This window comes from Legionella gratiana, from assembly GCF_001467695.1.
Lineage (GTDB): Bacteria > Pseudomonadota > Gammaproteobacteria > Legionellales > Legionellaceae > Legionella > Legionella gratiana.
The window spans coordinates 1-16,943 of record NZ_LNYE01000023.1; the positions used below are offsets into that span (position 1 = coordinate 1).

Here is a 16,943-nt window from a genome sequence, read left to right on the forward strand (position 1 = left end):
TATATTAATAATGTCTCTGTTCGGTAACATGAATTATGAGGCAACGAAAAACTCTTCGGTAACATTTATTTATGAAGCATCACTAATAATGAACAAAGTTTCAGGATTTTGTCCACCACTTAAATGTTCAAAAATTCCCTGCATTTGTTTAAATGATTCGCCTTGAAATTGACGTACGTCGAGCATTAACTTAATTAACATGAGTTTTCCCTTTTCATACGGTAAGCAGCGCTGTGTACTTAAAAACTAAGTCATTAGTTCATTTCCGTCACCTTATTTTGCAAAATCGTAAATTCGTTTAATTAATAACCTATTTTTTACTGGTCATATTAAATATCATAGTGTTTATAAATCTTTCTCAAAAGATTAAAAAATGATAAAACTATTCGTAAATGAAGCGTGTTTGGGGCAGGGATGTTTACTTACAAAGGAAAGATACTTACTAAGTTTAAAAATAAAAAAGGAGGTAAAAATCAAAATAAAGTAGACGGTTTTTATCGTGATTCGGATGGTATGGAATATTTTGTAAAAAAACCTAAGGATTCTCGCGAATTATTTACCGAGTTGTTTGCTGGTTTATTGTTACAGGAGTTTAAACGCCGTGAATTGATTGACAAAATATACCATGCATCCTTAATCTGTGCTCAATTGATTCAATTTGAAGATGGTAGTTATGGACTTATTCAACCTAAAGTAGAATTCAAAGAGTTATACAAAATCATTGGAACTGGTTATCGAGATGGTTCTGATCGAGATCCGCTCGTGGAGATGTTTTACGGTCCTCAATCCTATTTATTACTCACCCAATTAAAACAATATTATGGTCTTGCTGTGGCGCTAATGTTTTCTTTACTTTTGGGAGATCATAGCGTACATAGTGGTAATGTAGTTTGTTTGGATGTCATGTCTTCAGTAGAGATGACTTTTATTCAATTTGCGCGCATCGATTGGGGCGCGGCATTTCGTTATTACGGCCATAAAAAAAATAACGAAGATCTTTTTTATCCCTTTGAATATCAAGGATGGTTCAATCCTAAAGGATATACTAAAGGTTATTTTCTAAATTACCGAAAAATCAAAGGATTGTTTCCAGCGCTTGCGGAACAGGCAAGACAGTTACAAAACAAAGTAAACGAAGAACTCTTTGTTGATATGGTCAGCACTGTTTTAAAACAACTTCCAGTCGATTTGGTGGATAATAAGACTAGAGCAGAACTCGCTAAATATTTATGTATGGAGTCCTTGAGTAATACCAGTTTTGGTGAAGAAGGTCATTATCAGCAGTTTGCATTTGATTTAGCAGCGATTTTATCAAATCGATTGAAAAAAATGACTCTACTACGTGATTTTTCGAGTGGTATCTCTGATTCAGAACCTCCTCAAATTACGTACATTGAAAGCATGCCAACAGCAATTGTGTTACCTGTTAATCAGGTTACGCCTTTTGCGGAACAAATAAACATTTGGCTAAATATACTTTCTTTATCCGATGAACGAAGTATTTTTGATTTCAATAGCATTGATCGTGCTAAATTAGCCAAACAGTTTAATTTTTTTATGGAAAGTTTATTGCGACAAGTTGAAACATTAGATCGATTTTTCCATGATATGAGTGCACTAGAATTATATGATAAAGCAACACAGCCTCATCCATTGGGTTCTTTTTATCGGAATCTATTTACATTTGAAGCTGATTTAAAACCCTATCGTCCATCTCATCCAGAAACAAAAGGATCCGAGAAAGAGATCTATTGGCAACTTGCGGAAGCTGTGTTAACTACAAGCTTTCATATCATTGTTACCATTCGGGTATTACAAGATACTCAAAGTTCAGCTGCTCTTGCTAAATCTTCTGCCATTCATTTGCTGTTTGATGCTTTAAAAGAGTATTTACATGATTTTAGCGTACTGTATCAAATGCTATTAAAAGAACTGGAAAATGTTCTTAGCTCCATGTCTGATAAACGACTTGCTTGGGTTTGTGTTCATGAAATGGACTTTATGAATTCTAGTGTGCTGATTGGAATGGTGCTAAAAAATTCAGAACTTTGGGAGCGTATGAACCGAGCCTTAGCAGAGGCTCAGGAGATATTTTATCAAGAGAAAACCGCTTATCATTTGATTAAACTACAAAAATTTCAAAAAGATTTTACTCAATTTTTAATTTTAGTCAGTGAATTTTCATCAGTTACCCAATTTGCTACAAAGGGAGTTGTCGTTAATGAGCTCACTCGAATTTTTGAGAGTCTTCCTGAATTTTTGCAGATGAAACTTGCAATTCCTTTAAATCAAATTCAGAGTGAGTTTAGAAAATGGCAACGTCGGTACAGTATTGAATTGGAAGAACAGGAGAAGTTGAACGAAAAACCGGAGTTTTCTCCTGAAAAAAGTAATGATAATTTATTGATGACTAACTCTGATTCAGAACAAACAAAAGAACCTGAGAAAATTGATGGAGTACATGACAAAAAAAGAGAAGCTATAAGCAGGTCGCTTTTTTTCGGTTGGCATGAATCAAATACTTTACCTAAAGCTCATGGTAATGATTATTCCTCATCATCTGGATCCTCATTAGGAATGACGAAGACTTTATAAGCAGTTTCATGTTCCATTTAAGATCGTGAAGGATGATATACTTGTTAGGAACCGTTTAAAATTTAAAATAACCCATTGATTTTTATCCTGATTATTGGAAAATTAAAAAACTATTGTCCTCAAATACATAGGGATGTGATATGCATGAAAAGATTGAGCTTATAAGAGAAGCAAATAGAGAAAAAATTGCAAAGGTAATAAATAAATTGGATGTTGTAGACTATGATACGGTTTCCAAATACCTTCCTAAGTTACTTGTGGAAGGCTCATTAAAATTGGATCATAGTGTGTACATGCCAGCTGATCCATTAACGAATCTTCCCAATGGTGTAGGGCGATTTCTTCTCTATGATCATGATTCATCCGATCCTTTTTCGATATGGATATTTGCATTTGCACCCAGGCAGAAAACAACGATCCATGATCATAAATACAAAGGTACTGTAACTGTTCTTGAGGGACCTATATCTGAGAAATTTTATCAACCTACTGGTGAGAAATCAGCACGGCTTGTGGATCGTATCGATCGCTATAGATTTCATAGCAATGGCGATGATTTAAAGAGTACTTTTGTGCATCAGCTCAAATGCAGAAAAGGGTTAGATGTGGGTATCAGTATTACTTTGCATATATATAACATGAAAGCATATTTGGTTAACTTTGACGGTACAAAAATTGATCGAAGAAATTTAAATATAATCTATTCCAAAGACAAAACACGTACTAATGAAAGCATACCTCCTTATACAAAGGCTTGTTCCGATTTAGAGGAGCCAATTTCTTTTAAGATATAGTCTAATAGATTTCCGGATTGGGTTTATACCTAATCCGGGTTATGAAGAATATGGAAAAATATACGCTTATTGAAAGCGTTGCCAAATTTTTTTTCCTATCCAAAAAACAACCAAGCAGATACAAATCCATAATAGAATCAATGGTAAAAAATATACAAAAAATTCAATGATACCGTAAGTTAACTGGCGTAATTGATCGATTAATCCATGATAAGAGTTAATAAATACTTCTGTTATTTTCCATTGTTTTTGTTGGGCAGTTTCAATCATTGGATTCATGCTCAAATCAATATTAATTGATGAATAAGCAACCGACTCCTTGTAATATTTGATTTGTCCTTGAATGACATCGATTTGTCCTTGAACTTCAGTGAGTTGTTTGAATACGCTAAGAACATCCGCTGTTTTAGTTGCGCCTGCCATAATTTTTGCAAGTTGTTCTTTGGCAGTTTGTAAATTGGTAAGTTGACTTTGTAGGTCGACATATTGTTGCGTAATGTCTTCGCCGCTTATTGATTCTTGTATGACTTGAGTTGCCAGTGATTTTAAGGCAGTTAAAGCATCATTCAGGCCTTGAGCAGGTACTCTTATTTTGATAGTAGCAGTAGTATTCCAAACACTGTTACTGTCTTGAGTTAAATTTGAGTTCACAACATATCCACCGGAACTTTCCGCGAGCTGAGTAATTCTTTGCATCGCGGCGCTAATATTGTTTACTTGTAAGGAAATATTTGCATTACGAATTATCATTCCCCTCATTGTATTTTCTGAGGGTTGGTTCGTCGTTTGAGAATTTCTTTGCATGGCTATCAACGTAGGAATTGGTTCTCCTGTAGGTATAGGAGCAGGTCCTGTTGCTCCAAACATGGTCGGTTCTGCTACTCTGCCAAGCCAAAGATAGAGAATAATTAATAATGCAAAGGCGCCAATGAATGCTAAGAAATAGAGGATTACTTTTTTCATATTAATTTGCGTGATCCGCAGTATGTAACGTAAAGTTTGGCAAATATTTGTCAAGTTGTAAAATTTTTCAAAAATAAATACTCATGATTCTTGGTTTTTTGTATTTTAAAAGCAAACCAGCAATTAAAAGTAAAAATTGCTGGTTTTTGTGTGCGCTATGCTTGAAAATAACGCTGCTCTTATTGTTTTTTGTCACAAAAAGCGACACATACTTGATGTTCTGTAACTTCTCCACCACAAGCGGAGTAACATGACCTATAAGTAGATTCGCATTGGCAAGAGTTAGTACAACTGCTGCTTCTATCAAAATCTTTAATAGTTTTATTAATTGGAAAACCCATTCGTGTTTGTTCTTCTTTATAGTGTTTATACTCAAACAGAGCGCTTTGCTGTGCCCTTAGTCGACAATTTTCATTTTCGATACGACAACTTTGCTCACAGTCATTTTTTCCTTGTACACACTGGGCGGTACACATTTTTGCTACATCAGATTTGGGTGGGGTATAACTGTATTCAGTATTATAGATGGGGCTACAGGAGGTTAACATAACAGCTAGCGCTATAACGGAAAAAATAAAGCAATGTTTTAGCATAGATCCTCTTTTTAATGGTAAGTGGGAATTCAGACATCGTGAGGTATACAGCAAGATAAGTAATTGGTAAATCAAATTGCATTTAGTGTATAAATGCTCCGTTGAAAAATCAAGATCAATTTTTTTTCAGTTCTTTCATTTAATGTAAATACTGTGAGTTCGACATAAAAAGCATTTCTATGTTTTTTATGTCGCTAAACGAATGAAAATCCCATAAAAGGGGCAGCATTTATACGGGATCCAGGTCTAAATAAAAGCAGTTTGATATAAAAATCACTTTATTTTTTATATCGAACCCATGTTAAGTAGGGATTTCAATGAAGGTATAAGAAATGAAGGAGTAGGGCGTGCTGCTTGAGTAACTTTTATAAGAATTTTGTTATATAATTTGTCAAATTAGGAATCCCTCTTTAGGATTCATCTGTAAAAACTAAAAATTTACCTTTAAAACAGTACCTATGAACATTTCATTTATATATGGTTTTTTTACCGGGTGTTTTGTGACCGTAATAGGTCGGCATTGCCTGCAAAAATTTATCAATCCACAACAATGTTCGGAGCTGATTGACACTAAAAAGGTTGGCTTGGATAAGCTTTTTAATGACTATCCTGATTTTATGAATACCATTAAAGAGGATCTTACTGCTTCTAATTGTAAAACGATAAGAGAATTTTTTGTGGTTGATAAAGATGCGATCTTGAATTCATCGATTCCAAGATTGCGTTATGAATTATCCGCAGAGATACTCCCTGCACTTAATAGATTGGAATCATTAGGGTATATTGAAAAATTAAAAAATAATTGTCTGCATTATAAAATTGAGGAAGATTTTGTAAGTCAACTTAAACAGATTATTTCTAGTGATTCCTATGACAATGCAATTAAAGATGATGGAAAATTATGATTGGAATTTATTTATTTGCTGGAATTCTAACCGGATTATTTGCAACGTTATTTGGTTTCGGTGGGGGATTTATTGTTGTTCCATTGTTATTTTGGTTATTACCATTTGATGGTATCTCAAAAGAATTGGCCATGCATATGGCTGTAGGAACCTCTCTGATGCTTATGTTTATTAATATGATATATGCAGCATGGTTGCATTATCTGAAACAAAATATGGATCTGGCCTTATTAAGAAAAATGTTACCTCTTGTTGCTCTTGGTGCTGTAAGTGGTGCTTTAATTGCTACAATTTTAAGTGCCAATGCACTCAAATATGCTTTTTTATTGTTGATTTTTGCTGTTTTACTAAGAAATTTGAAACAGGAGTTTTTTAAAGGAGATACTCCGATTCACAAAAAACCGACCCATGCAATTTTGTATTTTGTTAGTTATTTTACTGGAACAATTGCCGCCTTGTTGGGAATAGGAGGAAGTGTGATTATTGTTCCATTTTTTAGGCATTATGGATTGCCTATGAACAAGGCTTCTGCTCTCGCAAATGGACTCGCTGCACCAAGCGGCTTGATAGGCAGTATTATTTTTATAGCAGCGGGATTTCATATACCTCATTTGCCGCCATACAGTACGGGTTATTTATATTGGCCGGCATTAATTACTATTTTCCTTGGTAGTATTATAGGTTCAAAGTTGGGAATATATTTTAGTGCTCTGATTCCTGATAAAATTTATGGCAAAATTTATTGTTTATTATTGATTATTGTCATTTTTTCAATGATGCTTAATTGATGTGATCTCATAAAATGTGTTAAGCCTTCACGCCTTGAAAGTCTGATTCAGTTCAAAATAAAATGAGTTCGATATAATAAATGGTGTTTATTTTTTATATGGAACTCACAAAAAAATTACTCCATCTCCCTTTGGATCGCGGCTACTTTGCGATCAATTTGACCAGAGAATCAACTGCTGTATCCAAGTTAAGTTGTTGCATTTCTCCAGTAGCTCTGCTTTTATATTCCACACAGTTTTGTTCCATATTTCGTTCACTAACTACTAAACGATGAGGAATACCAATGAGATCCTGATCGGCAAACAATACACCCGGTCGTTCGTTACGATCATCAAGTAACACATCAATACCTAAATTTTTGAGCTGTTCATATAAAGCATCGGCTTGCTTTTTAACTGCAGGTGAGCGATGGGCGTTTAAAGGAATAATCACTAGCTGGAATGGAGCGATATTTTGTGGCCATATAATTCCATGTTCATCATGATGTTGCTCTATGGCGGCAGCAACGACTCGAGTAATACCTAAGCCATAGCATCCCATTAACATGGTTTCTAATTGGCCTTGCTCATTAATGACAGCAGCATTCATGGCTTTGGCATATTTATCACCGAGTTGGAAAACATGGCCAACCTCGATGCCGCGACATGAATAAAGCGTACCTTTACCATCAGGGCTAATATCTCCTTCTTTCACATTGCGTAAGTCATAAGAAAAATATTCCTTGACATCTTTGTCCCAGGCGGCATGTTGATAATGCTTATCTGCTTGATTTGCACCACAGATGAACGAGTCCATAGCAAGTGCATGATGATCCGCAATTATGGGTATCGCTAAATCGACGGGTCCTAGCGAGCCAATTGGTACGTTTAATGTTTTTAAAATTGTTTCTTCATCTATAAATTGCAAGGGCGAATCAATCAAAGGATGTTTCGTCGCTTTGACTTCATTAAGTTCATCATCACCTCTCAAAATAAGCGCAATCATGAGATGTTCTTTTCCTTTGACGATCAATGTCTTAACGGTTTGGTTACTTGAAACATTGAGGAATTGAGCAACCTCAGCTATTGTTTTTATGTTTGGTGTATCAACCAGGGTTATTTTTTGATTGCTTGGAGTTGCTTTAGCAGGTTTTAAGCTCGTTGCCTGTTCAATATTTGCTGCATAATCTCCTTGATCACTGTAGAAGATTAAATCTTCACCTGAATCAGCTAAGACTTGGAATTCATGAGAAGCGGAACCGCCTATCGCTCCCGTATCTGCTTCCACGGCGCGATATTTAAGCCCCATTCGATCAAAAATACGACAATATGCTTGATACATATCTTTATAAGTCTCTTGCAGACTTTCCAGACTTAAATGGAACGAATAAGCATCTTTCATAATGAATTCGCGTGCGCGCATGACGCCAAAACGTGGCCTGATTTCATCACGAAATTTTGTTTGAATTTGATAAAAACTTACAGGAAGTTGTTTATAAGATTGCAATTCATGACGCATAATATCAGTAATGACTTCTTCGTGAGTTGGTCCAAAGCAATATTCTCTGTCATTGGAGTCCTTCATGGTTAAAAGCTGACCACCAAAGGTATCCCATCGTCCTGTTTCTTGCCATAACTCAGCGGGTTGGACTGCGGGCATGAGTACTTCTATTGAGTTAATACGATTCATTTCTTCGCGAACTATTTGTTCTATTTTACGCAATACTTTTAAACCTAGAGGCATCCAGGTATAAAGCCCAGAGCCCAATTTACGAATCATTCCTGTTCTCAACATTAATTGATGAGACACGATTTCAGCATCGTTTGGCGTTTCTTTGAGAGTTGCTAAAAACCATTGAGAGGCACGCATTTCAGCTCCTGATTTTAATTCTTAGATTTTCAGGCATTATACAGGAGTTTTTGAGCAAAAACAGATGAGTTGAATAAGTACATTGGATCTCGATGAGGTATGAACCTAGAAAAATCTTGGGTGCAGTAAAGCAAAACAAGGCTATTCTATTTCCTAAATTTTGCTTTGCACCTAAACTACAAATTTATATATGGATTTTAGCTTCTCTTAAGAGATCATTTAATTTAGAAGCTAAATGGAAGTTCTCTTTGCCATCCAGTTGGTCTAGTTCATAGACATAATCCTTATAATGAACTTTGCCTGTATGGACGTCATAGACTGCTCCAACCATTGCGATTTCATTTTTTTCTATCATGTCATGCAAAATAGGACTGCGTTTATAAATATTTTGCATGGTATTGGCTACGTTCAATTCGGTGACATGTTGAACGAAAGTATCATTTTTACTATGTCGATTATTGGTGGTTAGATTTTCGGCATTAATTGCTGGTTTTATTTTCTCTAATAACTCAGTAATATGTCCTTTTTCAACACCATCACAAGCAGATTGAATTGCGCCACAGCGAGTATGACCAAGAACAATAATCAGTTTTACACCCACGACACTGCACGCATATTCGATACTGGCGAGCACATCATTATTGACTACGTTACCTGCAACACGTACACAAAAGATATCGCCAAAACTCATATCAAAAATGGTTTCAACCGGTACTCTTGAATCAATACAGCCAAGAACTATAGCTATAGGATGTTGCTCTTTCGCTGTATGTTTAATATCCAATTGGTTAGTACGGTGAATTAAATTGCCATTCAGAAATCGATGATTTCCTTCGTTTAAAATATTTAATACCTGTGCAGGAGATAAATTTGATTGCACATCGTATGTAGTCACATTGATAAAATCAATATGATTATGAATTTTATAATGTTTCTTAAAACCAATAAGATTCAAGGAGATTTTTTTATTAGGAGCTTGTTGCTCTTGAAATTCTTTTAATAACTCCAAAATTTCCTTATCAAGGTATTGGGAATAGCGTGCATCAATAATTAATTGTGATTCTTTAGGTATTGCATTAAGTTCCGCAACTAAAGCCGCTTTATTTAAGAAGGACATTTGCTGTGGGAGTACTAAACGATTTATGATCCCAGTAGTATGAATTTCCTTAAGAATGTTGATACGTGCTTGACTGTTGGATTTTAAAATATAGAAAAGACTCACTGCTAATCCAATTAAAATACCCATTAAAAGATTAAATACAATAATACCGATTACAGTAGCTATAAATGGAATAAAGCGATCATAACCTTGTGCGTAAATGGAGCTGTAAATTGAGGGTTTATTTAGTTTATAACCGGTGTGCATCAGGATAGCAGCTAATGAAGACAAGGGTATTTTATTGAGAGTCTCTGGAATTAGCATTACTGCAAATAAGAGAAAAATACCATGTAAAATGGCAGAGATTTTGGTTTTAGAACCGGCTTGAATATTAATTGAAGTTCTAACAATCACTGATGTAATTGGGATTCCACCAATTAACCCTGCAGTTACGTTGCCTACACCTTGTGCAACTAATTCACGGTTCGAAGAAGGATGCCGCCGTTTTTTATCCAGTTTTTCACCTGCTTTGAAGTTCAGTAAAGTCTCAAGAGAAGCGACAATACTAATAATAAATGCATAAAGATAAATTTTGGGGTTAGTCCAAGCAGCCCAATTTGGATATACCAATTTACTAAGTAGCTCTTGAAAATCGTTTGTTTGGGGAATATTAACTAATTGTGGTGAGTTCTGTGCAAGATTTGAGTCCGTCCATTGGAATAGCTCGTTAAGTAATACGCCCAAAATAACTACAATAATCGGTGCGGGTATTTCCTTAAGCACTTTATTTTTTGTTAAATCAAAGAAGACCAAAGTGACCAAAGAAATTACAGTAATCAGCATGGCACCTGTGTTGATGTGATAGTAGATCGCGAGAATAGGGCTTAAGGTAATTTCTTCTGTTGTTTCCAGTAGATGGGTTTTAAGTTCATTAAAATCGGAAGACAGAGTAAATGCAAGTGGTAATTGTTTGATTATTAATAAAATTCCTATAGCACAAAGTAAACCTTGAACTACATTTGAAGGGACAAAATCTGCTATAAATCCAGCTCTTAAGCTACCTATTATGATTTGCAGTACGCCGGCAAGTACTAACGCCAGTAAAAATGAATTAAAATCACCAAGATGGGCAATTGCAGTAACAACGACGGCCGCCATCCCTGCAGCAGGTCCACTAACACTGACATGAGAGCCACTCAAGCTGCCAACAACAATGCCACCCACAACCCCACTTAAAATTCCAGAAAATAGGGGGGCGCCAGAAGCTAGGGCAATCCCTAAGCATAAAGGAATAGCAACGAGAAATACGACTATGGCTGCGACAAAATCAAATTTAAGATAACGCTTTGTATAAATTCGAAATATACGGGAGTCAACCGGTGTATTTGTAAACATGGAGAAATTCCTATAGCAATTTAATATTTTATTCAAAAAATTTTTTCTAATTTTAGACTAAAGTGATATTTAATAAAACATAAATGTTACAGAAATGTTATAAAAATGTTACTTTTTAGTTAAGATTTATGGGATAGATTCTAACTTTTTGATCATAAAAGTACCTTTTTGCTTAACTTTACATAAGATTATTCATCTACAGTGTCAAATTCCTCTGACTGGAATACCCCAGCTGTATCAGTTGCTTGATTTATGATTAATCCGTGTTCCAGATTTTTAAAGTTCCACATATTTTGATCCATGAGTTGGCTGGGTTTGATGCTTTGTAGGGCATGAAGGATGTTACTTGGAACTTTAGGATTTTCTTCTGCAAGCTGATCAATTAAATGAGCTACTTTTTTACGCATTAAATTTTCTTGAGAACCACAAAGAGTACATGGAATAATAGGGTACGCTTGTTCGTGCGCATAAGTAATGATGTCTTTTTCCTGTACGTAGCATAATGGACGAATAACAATGTGTTTTTTATTGTCACTGAGTAATTTAGGTGGCATCGATCGAATATCACCATTGTATAGGATTGACATCATTAAGGTTCGGACTAAATCATCGCGATGATGGCCTAGAGCAATTTTATTAAAGCCATTTTCTTCAGCGTAACGATAGATAATGCCTCGTCGTAGTCGAGAACATAAAGAACAATAGGTTTTTCCTTCGGGGATTTTTTCTTTAACAATACTATAAGTGTCACGTGTTAAGATTTCATGCGGGATCGAACGCTCTTTAAGCCATTGGCGCAAAGCAGAATCATTCCAACCAGGTTGTGCCTGATCTAGAGTAAACGAAAAAAGTTCAAACTTATTACCAGAACGACGACGCAATTGATTGAGAATAGTAAGTAAGGTAAAAGAGTCTTTACCGCCTGATAGGCAGACCATAACCCGATCGCCACGTTGGATCATATTAAAATCCGCAATGGCTTTACCTGTGTAATGAAGTAATTTTTTTTCAACTTGAGAAGGATTGGACATTATAAAAACTCATTAAATAAAAATTGTTATTTGGTACTCCCAGTTGGGCGAAATCCATTAACCCTTGTTGTTTCTAACCAGGAATTTATCAGTTCGAGATCATTAGCATTTAACGTTCCAGCCTGGTATTTTAAAGTTAAAACAGCATTTATCAAGGCGTATTGGTCATTAGCCAATTGGTTTTGTGCTTCAAATAAACGTTGTTGGGAATTGACTACATCGACCATTGTACGTGTCCCCACTTCAAATTGTGCTTCTGTACTTTCTAATGAATTTCGTTGAGAAATAACCGTTTGTCTATCCGCTTTCACTTTGCTAATGCCATCAATGATTGTATTGAACGCAATACGACTATTGACGACTACTTCTCTGTAGGCTTGCTCTACTTTTTCGCTTGATGCTTGAAAATTATGCTTTGCTTGTCGTGTTTGTGAGCGAACTAACCCCCCTTGAAATACTGGGAAGTTTAACGCAAGTCCAACAGACGATTGCTTTTGATTTGCAGGTAACAAAGGATTATTGTCTGTTGAACCTTTGATACTGTTTGTTGTTTCCGCTGAATTCCCCTGAAGAGAAATGACAGGCCAATTTCCTGCAGAAAGAGCTTTTACATTTTCACGTGCTACTTCAAGACTGTATTTGGCAGACAATAACTTATAATTTTGTTTAAGGCCTGCATCTACCCATTGATCCACATAATTAGGCTCTGGTTTTATCAATGGAATTTTCCCGTTACGTAAAGGGGCTATCGCATTATAAACATGGTTGGTTAGTTTTCTTAAATTTTCACTTTGATTGATTTGGTTATTTCGTGAAGCAATAACAGTAGCTACAGACTGATCATAGGCAGCTTTTGCTTCATATACAGAAGTAATCGGATCAAGCCCAACTTCAAAACGTTGTAGGGCTTGATCGTACTGACGCTTATTTGCTCTTTTTTTTGCCTCAGCAAAATTAAGCGTGTCCTGGGCGTAGAGCGCATCAAAATATGCTTTTGCAGTTCTGAGAATCAAATCTTGTGCTGCATCATTAAAAGTAGCTTGCGCTGCTTTTACAGAAGCCTTGGCTTGTTGTACTTTTGCCCAAGCTTGAAAATTAAAAATTGCTTGAGACGCAGAAATTTGCCATGTTCTTGAGTTATAATAAGCATCTTGAATTGTGAAAAAACCATCATTTACATGAAAGAAATTGCGAGTTGCTTGGCCTGTAATCCCAACTTGAGGCAGCAATGCTGCACGTGCTTGTGGAAGTGCTTCCGCATTAGCCATGTAAGTATCATACGCATTCTTGAATAGGGGGTCATTTTCAAGGGCTTGACGATAGATATCCATTAAATCTGTTGCAAATGCTTGCGATAATAGACCTAAAGTCATGAGAGAGCAAAGCAGCAATTTTTTCATTTACCCTAGTTCCTAAAATACAAACTCTTTTGGTTTTGATTTATCAATCAATAAAGGAATATTTGTTTCAAAAAGCAGAGACTCATGCCAATTTTCATTATGATCTAATTCATATAGCCTACCTTGCATTACAGGAGACTTACCTAATATGGTAAACAGTTTACCGCCGGGTAGGATTTGTAGTTTTTCTGTTTCAGTAATTTTTTCTAATCCACCGGTGAAGATAACAACATCATAAGGTGCTTTTTCTAACCAGCCTCGACTTGCATCACCTGTAATTAGTTCTACATTATTACAATGATGTGCTTTTAATTTTTTTTCTGCATGAGATGTAAAATCAGCATAATAGTCTACACTAATTACTTTTTTACACAATCTACTAAGTAGAGCGGTAAAGAAACCGCTACCTGTACCTACTTCCAAAACTGTTTCATGACCCTGGAGATTAAGTGCTTGCAAAATTATCCCTTCTTCTAAAGGAGTAAGCATCCGTTGGCCGTAATTTAGAGGAATTTGCATATCTGAATAGGCAAAATGGGCAAATTGTTCGGGAACGAATTCATGTCTGAGTAATATTTCATACAAATTAAGTATGGACTCATTTAAAACATCGCCAGTTCGAAGTTGTTGCTTGATCATATTAATGCGCGCGCTTTGATGACTCATTTGTTCTACCGTGTTGATTATTTTTAGATTTGCATTTGACAGTTCATTGTCCAGAGTTTTGTTTCTAGAGCATGCCTGCGAGCTCCCTGTTTTGGTGATTTTGGGATTCTGCAAACTCGTTGTGAAACAATGCGGCGAAAACGAATGGCCAATGCACTTTCAAAACTTGGGCTCAATCTTAGCAAAAAATAAACTCATGTGCTAAGAAATAATGTTTGAATTCTAAATTTCATGGTTACTCTGTTTAAAGTTTGTTATGATCTGCATTTTTTGATGGGGGAACCTATTGTGGGAGTGGGTTGTTTCCTTATGATTCGTGGCCAGGATTTTCGCTTCGTTGTACCAGGCTACAATATACGAAATTCACTATTAGGAGAATACTGTGCGTGAGCAATTTATTGATTTTTTGCAAACAGAAATAGAAACACTTAAACGCGAAGGTTTATATAAGTCAGAACGAATTATTTCCAGCCAACAACAAGCCGCTGTCACAGTCAATCATAAAGAAGTAATTAATCTTTGCGCTAATAACTATTTAGGTTTGGCTAATGATCCCGAATTGATTGCCGAAGGACAAAAAGCATTAGCTCAATATGGTTATGGTATGGCATCAGTGCGGTTTATTTGCGGGACACAGACTCCGCACAAACAGCTTGAGCAGAAAATCAGCCAATTTTTAAATAAAGAAGATACGATACTCTATTCTTCATGTTTTGATGCAAATACAGGTCTTTTTGAGACTTTGCTAGGAGAAGAGGATGCTATTATTAGTGATGCATTAAACCATGCGAGCATCATTGATGGGGTACGATTATGTAAAGCTGCACGTTATCGATATGCAAATAATGACATGAAGGCATTAGAAGAGCAGTTGATTGCTGCCCAAAATGCACGATTTCGTTTAATTGCCACAGATGGTGTTTTTTCTATGGATGGAATCTTAGCAAATCTCCCAGCTATTTGTGAGTTGGCGGATAAATATAACGCTATGGTTATGGTTGATGACTCTCATGCCGTTGGTTTTATGGGTGAAACAGGTCGTGGAACTCCGGAACATTTTGGAGTCAGTGAGCGAATTGATATCATTACTGGTACTTTAGGTAAGGCTTTAGGTGGGGCCTCTGGAGGTTATACTGCGGCTCATAAAATTATTGTTGAATGGTTACGCCAACGTTCTAGACCTTATTTATTTTCTAATACATTAGCTCCAGTTATAGCACATACTTCGTGTATCGTCTTAGATAATTTAATGAAGAATAACCATTGGGCTGAAAAATTAAAACGCAACAGCAAGTATTTCCGCGAGGGTATGACTCGCTTAGGTTTTAAACTCATTCCAGGAGAACACCCCATTATTCCTGTGATGTTAGGAGATGCCAGTTTAGCAGGGCGGATAGCGAATCGTTTATTAGAATTGGGTATTTATGTAGTTGGTTTTTCATATCCAGTTGTACCAAAGGGATTAGCTCGAATTCGCACGCAAATGTCCGCTGCTCATGAGTTGCATCATTTGGATAAAGCGATTGCCGCATTTGAAACTGTAGGCAAAGAGTTTTCTGTTATTTAAGTAATGCGAGCTCGAGATAAAAGGCATAGAAATGCCTTTTATCTCGCTAAACGAACGATCCAGTTCTAAAAGAAAAACAGTGCAATATAAAATAACTTTATTTCTTATGTTGAACTGAGTTGAGTAAAGCTTTCTTCTCTCATAATGTAGAGAGGATCTAATTTTGAGGTACTTTCATGAAGTCATTAGTCAAAGCGAAAAAGGAGCCTGGAATTTGGATGGAAGAAGTCGCTATGCCAGAATATGGTGTTAACGATGTATTAATCAAAGTGAAAAAAACAGCGATTTGCGGCACTGATATCCACATTTATTCTTGGGATGAATGGGCACAAGCAACTATTCCAGTACCTATGACTGTAGGTCATGAATTTTATGGAGAAATTGTTGCTGTGGGTCAGGAAGTACGAGGATTAAGCGTTGGTCAGAGAGTTTCTGGAGAAGGGCACATCACTTGTGGCTTCTGTCGAAACTGCCGAGCAGGAAAACGACATCTATGCCGTAATACTTTAGGTGTTGGAGTAAATAGACCGGGTTGTTTCGCGGAATACTTATCCTTACCCGCTACTAATGTAATTGTGCTTCCCGATAATATTACTGGAGAGCAGGCTTCAATTCTAGATCCTTTTGGTAATGCAACTCACTGTGCTTTGGCTTTTGATGTTGTTGGAGAAGACGTATTGATCACTGGTGCTGGACCAATTGGTATTATGGCGGCAGCTATAGTAAGACATATAGGTGCACGCCATGTAGTGATTACTGACATTAATGATCACCGTTTAGAATTAGCACAAAAAATGGGTGTGACACGAGCAGTAAATATTAAATATGAAAAACTTTCTGATGTAGCGGCTGAACTGGGGATGATGGAGGGGTTTGATGTAGGTCTTGAGATGTCAGGCAATCCTATGGCTTTAAATGACATGATGAAAGCAATGAATCATGGAGGGCATGTAGCTATGTTGGGTATTCCTCCTCAAGAAACCGCTATTGATTGGAATCAGGTTATTTTTAAGGGACTGGTCATTAAAGGGATTTATGGTCGTGAAATGTTTGAAACATGGTATAAAATGATTGCTATGTTGCAAAGTGGCTTGAATATTTCACCGGTGATAACGCATCGTTTTCCAATTGATGAGTACCAACATGCGTTTCAAATTATGGCTTCAGGTCAGTCAGGTAAAGTAATTCTTGAGTGGTAGATTTGTTGGGTCATCATTCTGACTGAACAGACAAGGAAGGTGTACGAAATAACTTCGATATTTAGGCCTACAGTAAGATGGAAGATCAAAATGTCCAAG

Annotated in this window: 14 protein-coding genes; 6 read left to right on the forward strand and 8 right to left on the reverse strand. The window is 36.2% G+C overall.

The window, feature by feature from the left end; genetic code table 11:
- Window positions 1-69 precede the first annotated feature (69 nt).
- A complete protein-coding gene (locus Lgra_RS18480; protein WP_274519569.1) occupies window positions 70-201 on the reverse strand; it encodes a hypothetical protein in 132 nt (43 codons plus the stop codon).
- 213 nt (window positions 202-414) lie between these two features.
- Here Lgra_RS18480 and Lgra_RS10875 point away from each other — a divergent pair, with 213 nt between their 5' ends.
- On the forward strand, window positions 415-2,595 hold the full coding sequence (locus Lgra_RS10875) for a LepB GTPase-activating domain-containing protein (RefSeq protein WP_058499304.1): 2,181 nt from the start codon (window positions 415-417) through the stop codon (window positions 2,593-2,595).
- Window positions 2,596-2,735: 140 nt separating this feature from the next.
- Window positions 2,736-3,389: a cupin domain-containing protein gene (locus Lgra_RS10880; RefSeq protein ID WP_058499305.1), complete on the forward strand. Its 654-nt coding sequence runs from the start codon at window positions 2,736-2,738 to the stop codon at window positions 3,387-3,389.
- Window positions 3,390-3,455: 66 nt separating this feature from the next.
- On the opposite strand, the gene Lgra_RS10885 is transcribed toward Lgra_RS10880, so the two are convergent.
- Together Lgra_RS10885 and Lgra_RS10890 are read right to left on the reverse strand one after the other, a co-directional pair.
- Window positions 3,456-4,352 carry a DUF4349 domain-containing protein gene (locus tag Lgra_RS10885; RefSeq protein WP_058499306.1) on the reverse strand — a complete coding sequence of 299 codons (897 nt, stop codon included), beginning with the start codon at window positions 4,350-4,352 and terminating at the stop codon, window positions 3,456-3,458.
- A gap of 179 nt (window positions 4,353-4,531) precedes the next feature.
- Window positions 4,532-4,945 (reverse strand): hypothetical protein, encoded by a 414-nt coding sequence (locus tag Lgra_RS10890; RefSeq protein ID WP_058499307.1) that lies wholly within the window; start codon window positions 4,943-4,945, stop codon window positions 4,532-4,534.
- A gap of 458 nt (window positions 4,946-5,403) precedes the next feature.
- On the opposite strand from Lgra_RS10890, the gene Lgra_RS10895 reads away from it, so the two are divergent.
- Both Lgra_RS10895 and Lgra_RS10900 read left to right on the forward strand, forming a co-directional pair.
- The gene (locus Lgra_RS10895; RefSeq protein WP_058499308.1) at window positions 5,404-5,850 is read left to right on the forward strand and encodes a hypothetical protein; all 447 of its coding nucleotides are present in this window, start codon (window positions 5,404-5,406) and stop codon (window positions 5,848-5,850) included.
- Complete coding sequence (locus Lgra_RS10900; protein ID WP_058499309.1) at window positions 5,847-6,638, forward strand: sulfite exporter TauE/SafE family protein; 792 nt, start codon at window positions 5,847-5,849, stop codon at window positions 6,636-6,638. The genes Lgra_RS10895 and Lgra_RS10900 overlap by 4 nt, the downstream gene beginning before the upstream one ends.
- 142 nt (window positions 6,639-6,780) lie before the next feature.
- On the opposite strand, the gene Lgra_RS10905 is transcribed toward Lgra_RS10900, so the two are convergent.
- The 5 genes from Lgra_RS10905 to Lgra_RS10925 form a co-directional block, all read right to left on the reverse strand.
- Window positions 6,781-8,487: a proline--tRNA ligase gene (locus Lgra_RS10905; protein WP_058499310.1), complete on the reverse strand. Its 1,707-nt coding sequence runs from the start codon at window positions 8,485-8,487 to the stop codon at window positions 6,781-6,783.
- Between the two features lie 184 nt (window positions 8,488-8,671).
- Window positions 8,672-10,981 (reverse strand): SulP family inorganic anion transporter, encoded by a 2,310-nt coding sequence (locus tag Lgra_RS10910; protein WP_058499311.1) that lies wholly within the window; start codon window positions 10,979-10,981, stop codon window positions 8,672-8,674.
- 188 nt (window positions 10,982-11,169) lie between these two features.
- Entirely contained in the window at window positions 11,170-12,012 is an 843-nt protein-coding gene (gene ttcA, locus Lgra_RS10915; RefSeq protein ID WP_058499312.1) for a tRNA 2-thiocytidine(32) synthetase TtcA, read from the reverse strand.
- Between the two features lie 26 nt (window positions 12,013-12,038).
- On the reverse strand, window positions 12,039-13,412 hold the full coding sequence (locus Lgra_RS10920; RefSeq protein ID WP_058499313.1) for a TolC family outer membrane protein: 1,374 nt from the start codon (window positions 13,410-13,412) through the stop codon (window positions 12,039-12,041).
- Window positions 13,413-13,424: 12 nt separating this feature from the next.
- Entirely contained in the window at window positions 13,425-14,078 is a 654-nt protein-coding gene (locus tag Lgra_RS10925) for a protein-L-isoaspartate O-methyltransferase family protein (RefSeq protein ID WP_058499314.1), read from the reverse strand.
- Between the two features lie 382 nt (window positions 14,079-14,460).
- Here Lgra_RS10925 and Lgra_RS10930 point away from each other — a divergent pair, with 382 nt between their 5' ends.
- Both Lgra_RS10930 and tdh read left to right on the forward strand, forming a co-directional pair.
- Window positions 14,461-15,645, forward strand: a complete 1,185-nt coding sequence (locus tag Lgra_RS10930) for a glycine C-acetyltransferase (RefSeq protein ID WP_058499315.1) — start codon at window positions 14,461-14,463, stop codon at window positions 15,643-15,645.
- A 176-nt stretch (window positions 15,646-15,821) separates the two neighbouring features.
- Entirely contained in the window at window positions 15,822-16,844 is a 1,023-nt protein-coding gene (gene tdh / locus Lgra_RS10935; protein WP_058499316.1) for an L-threonine 3-dehydrogenase, read from the forward strand.
- Window positions 16,845-16,943 lie beyond the last annotated feature (99 nt).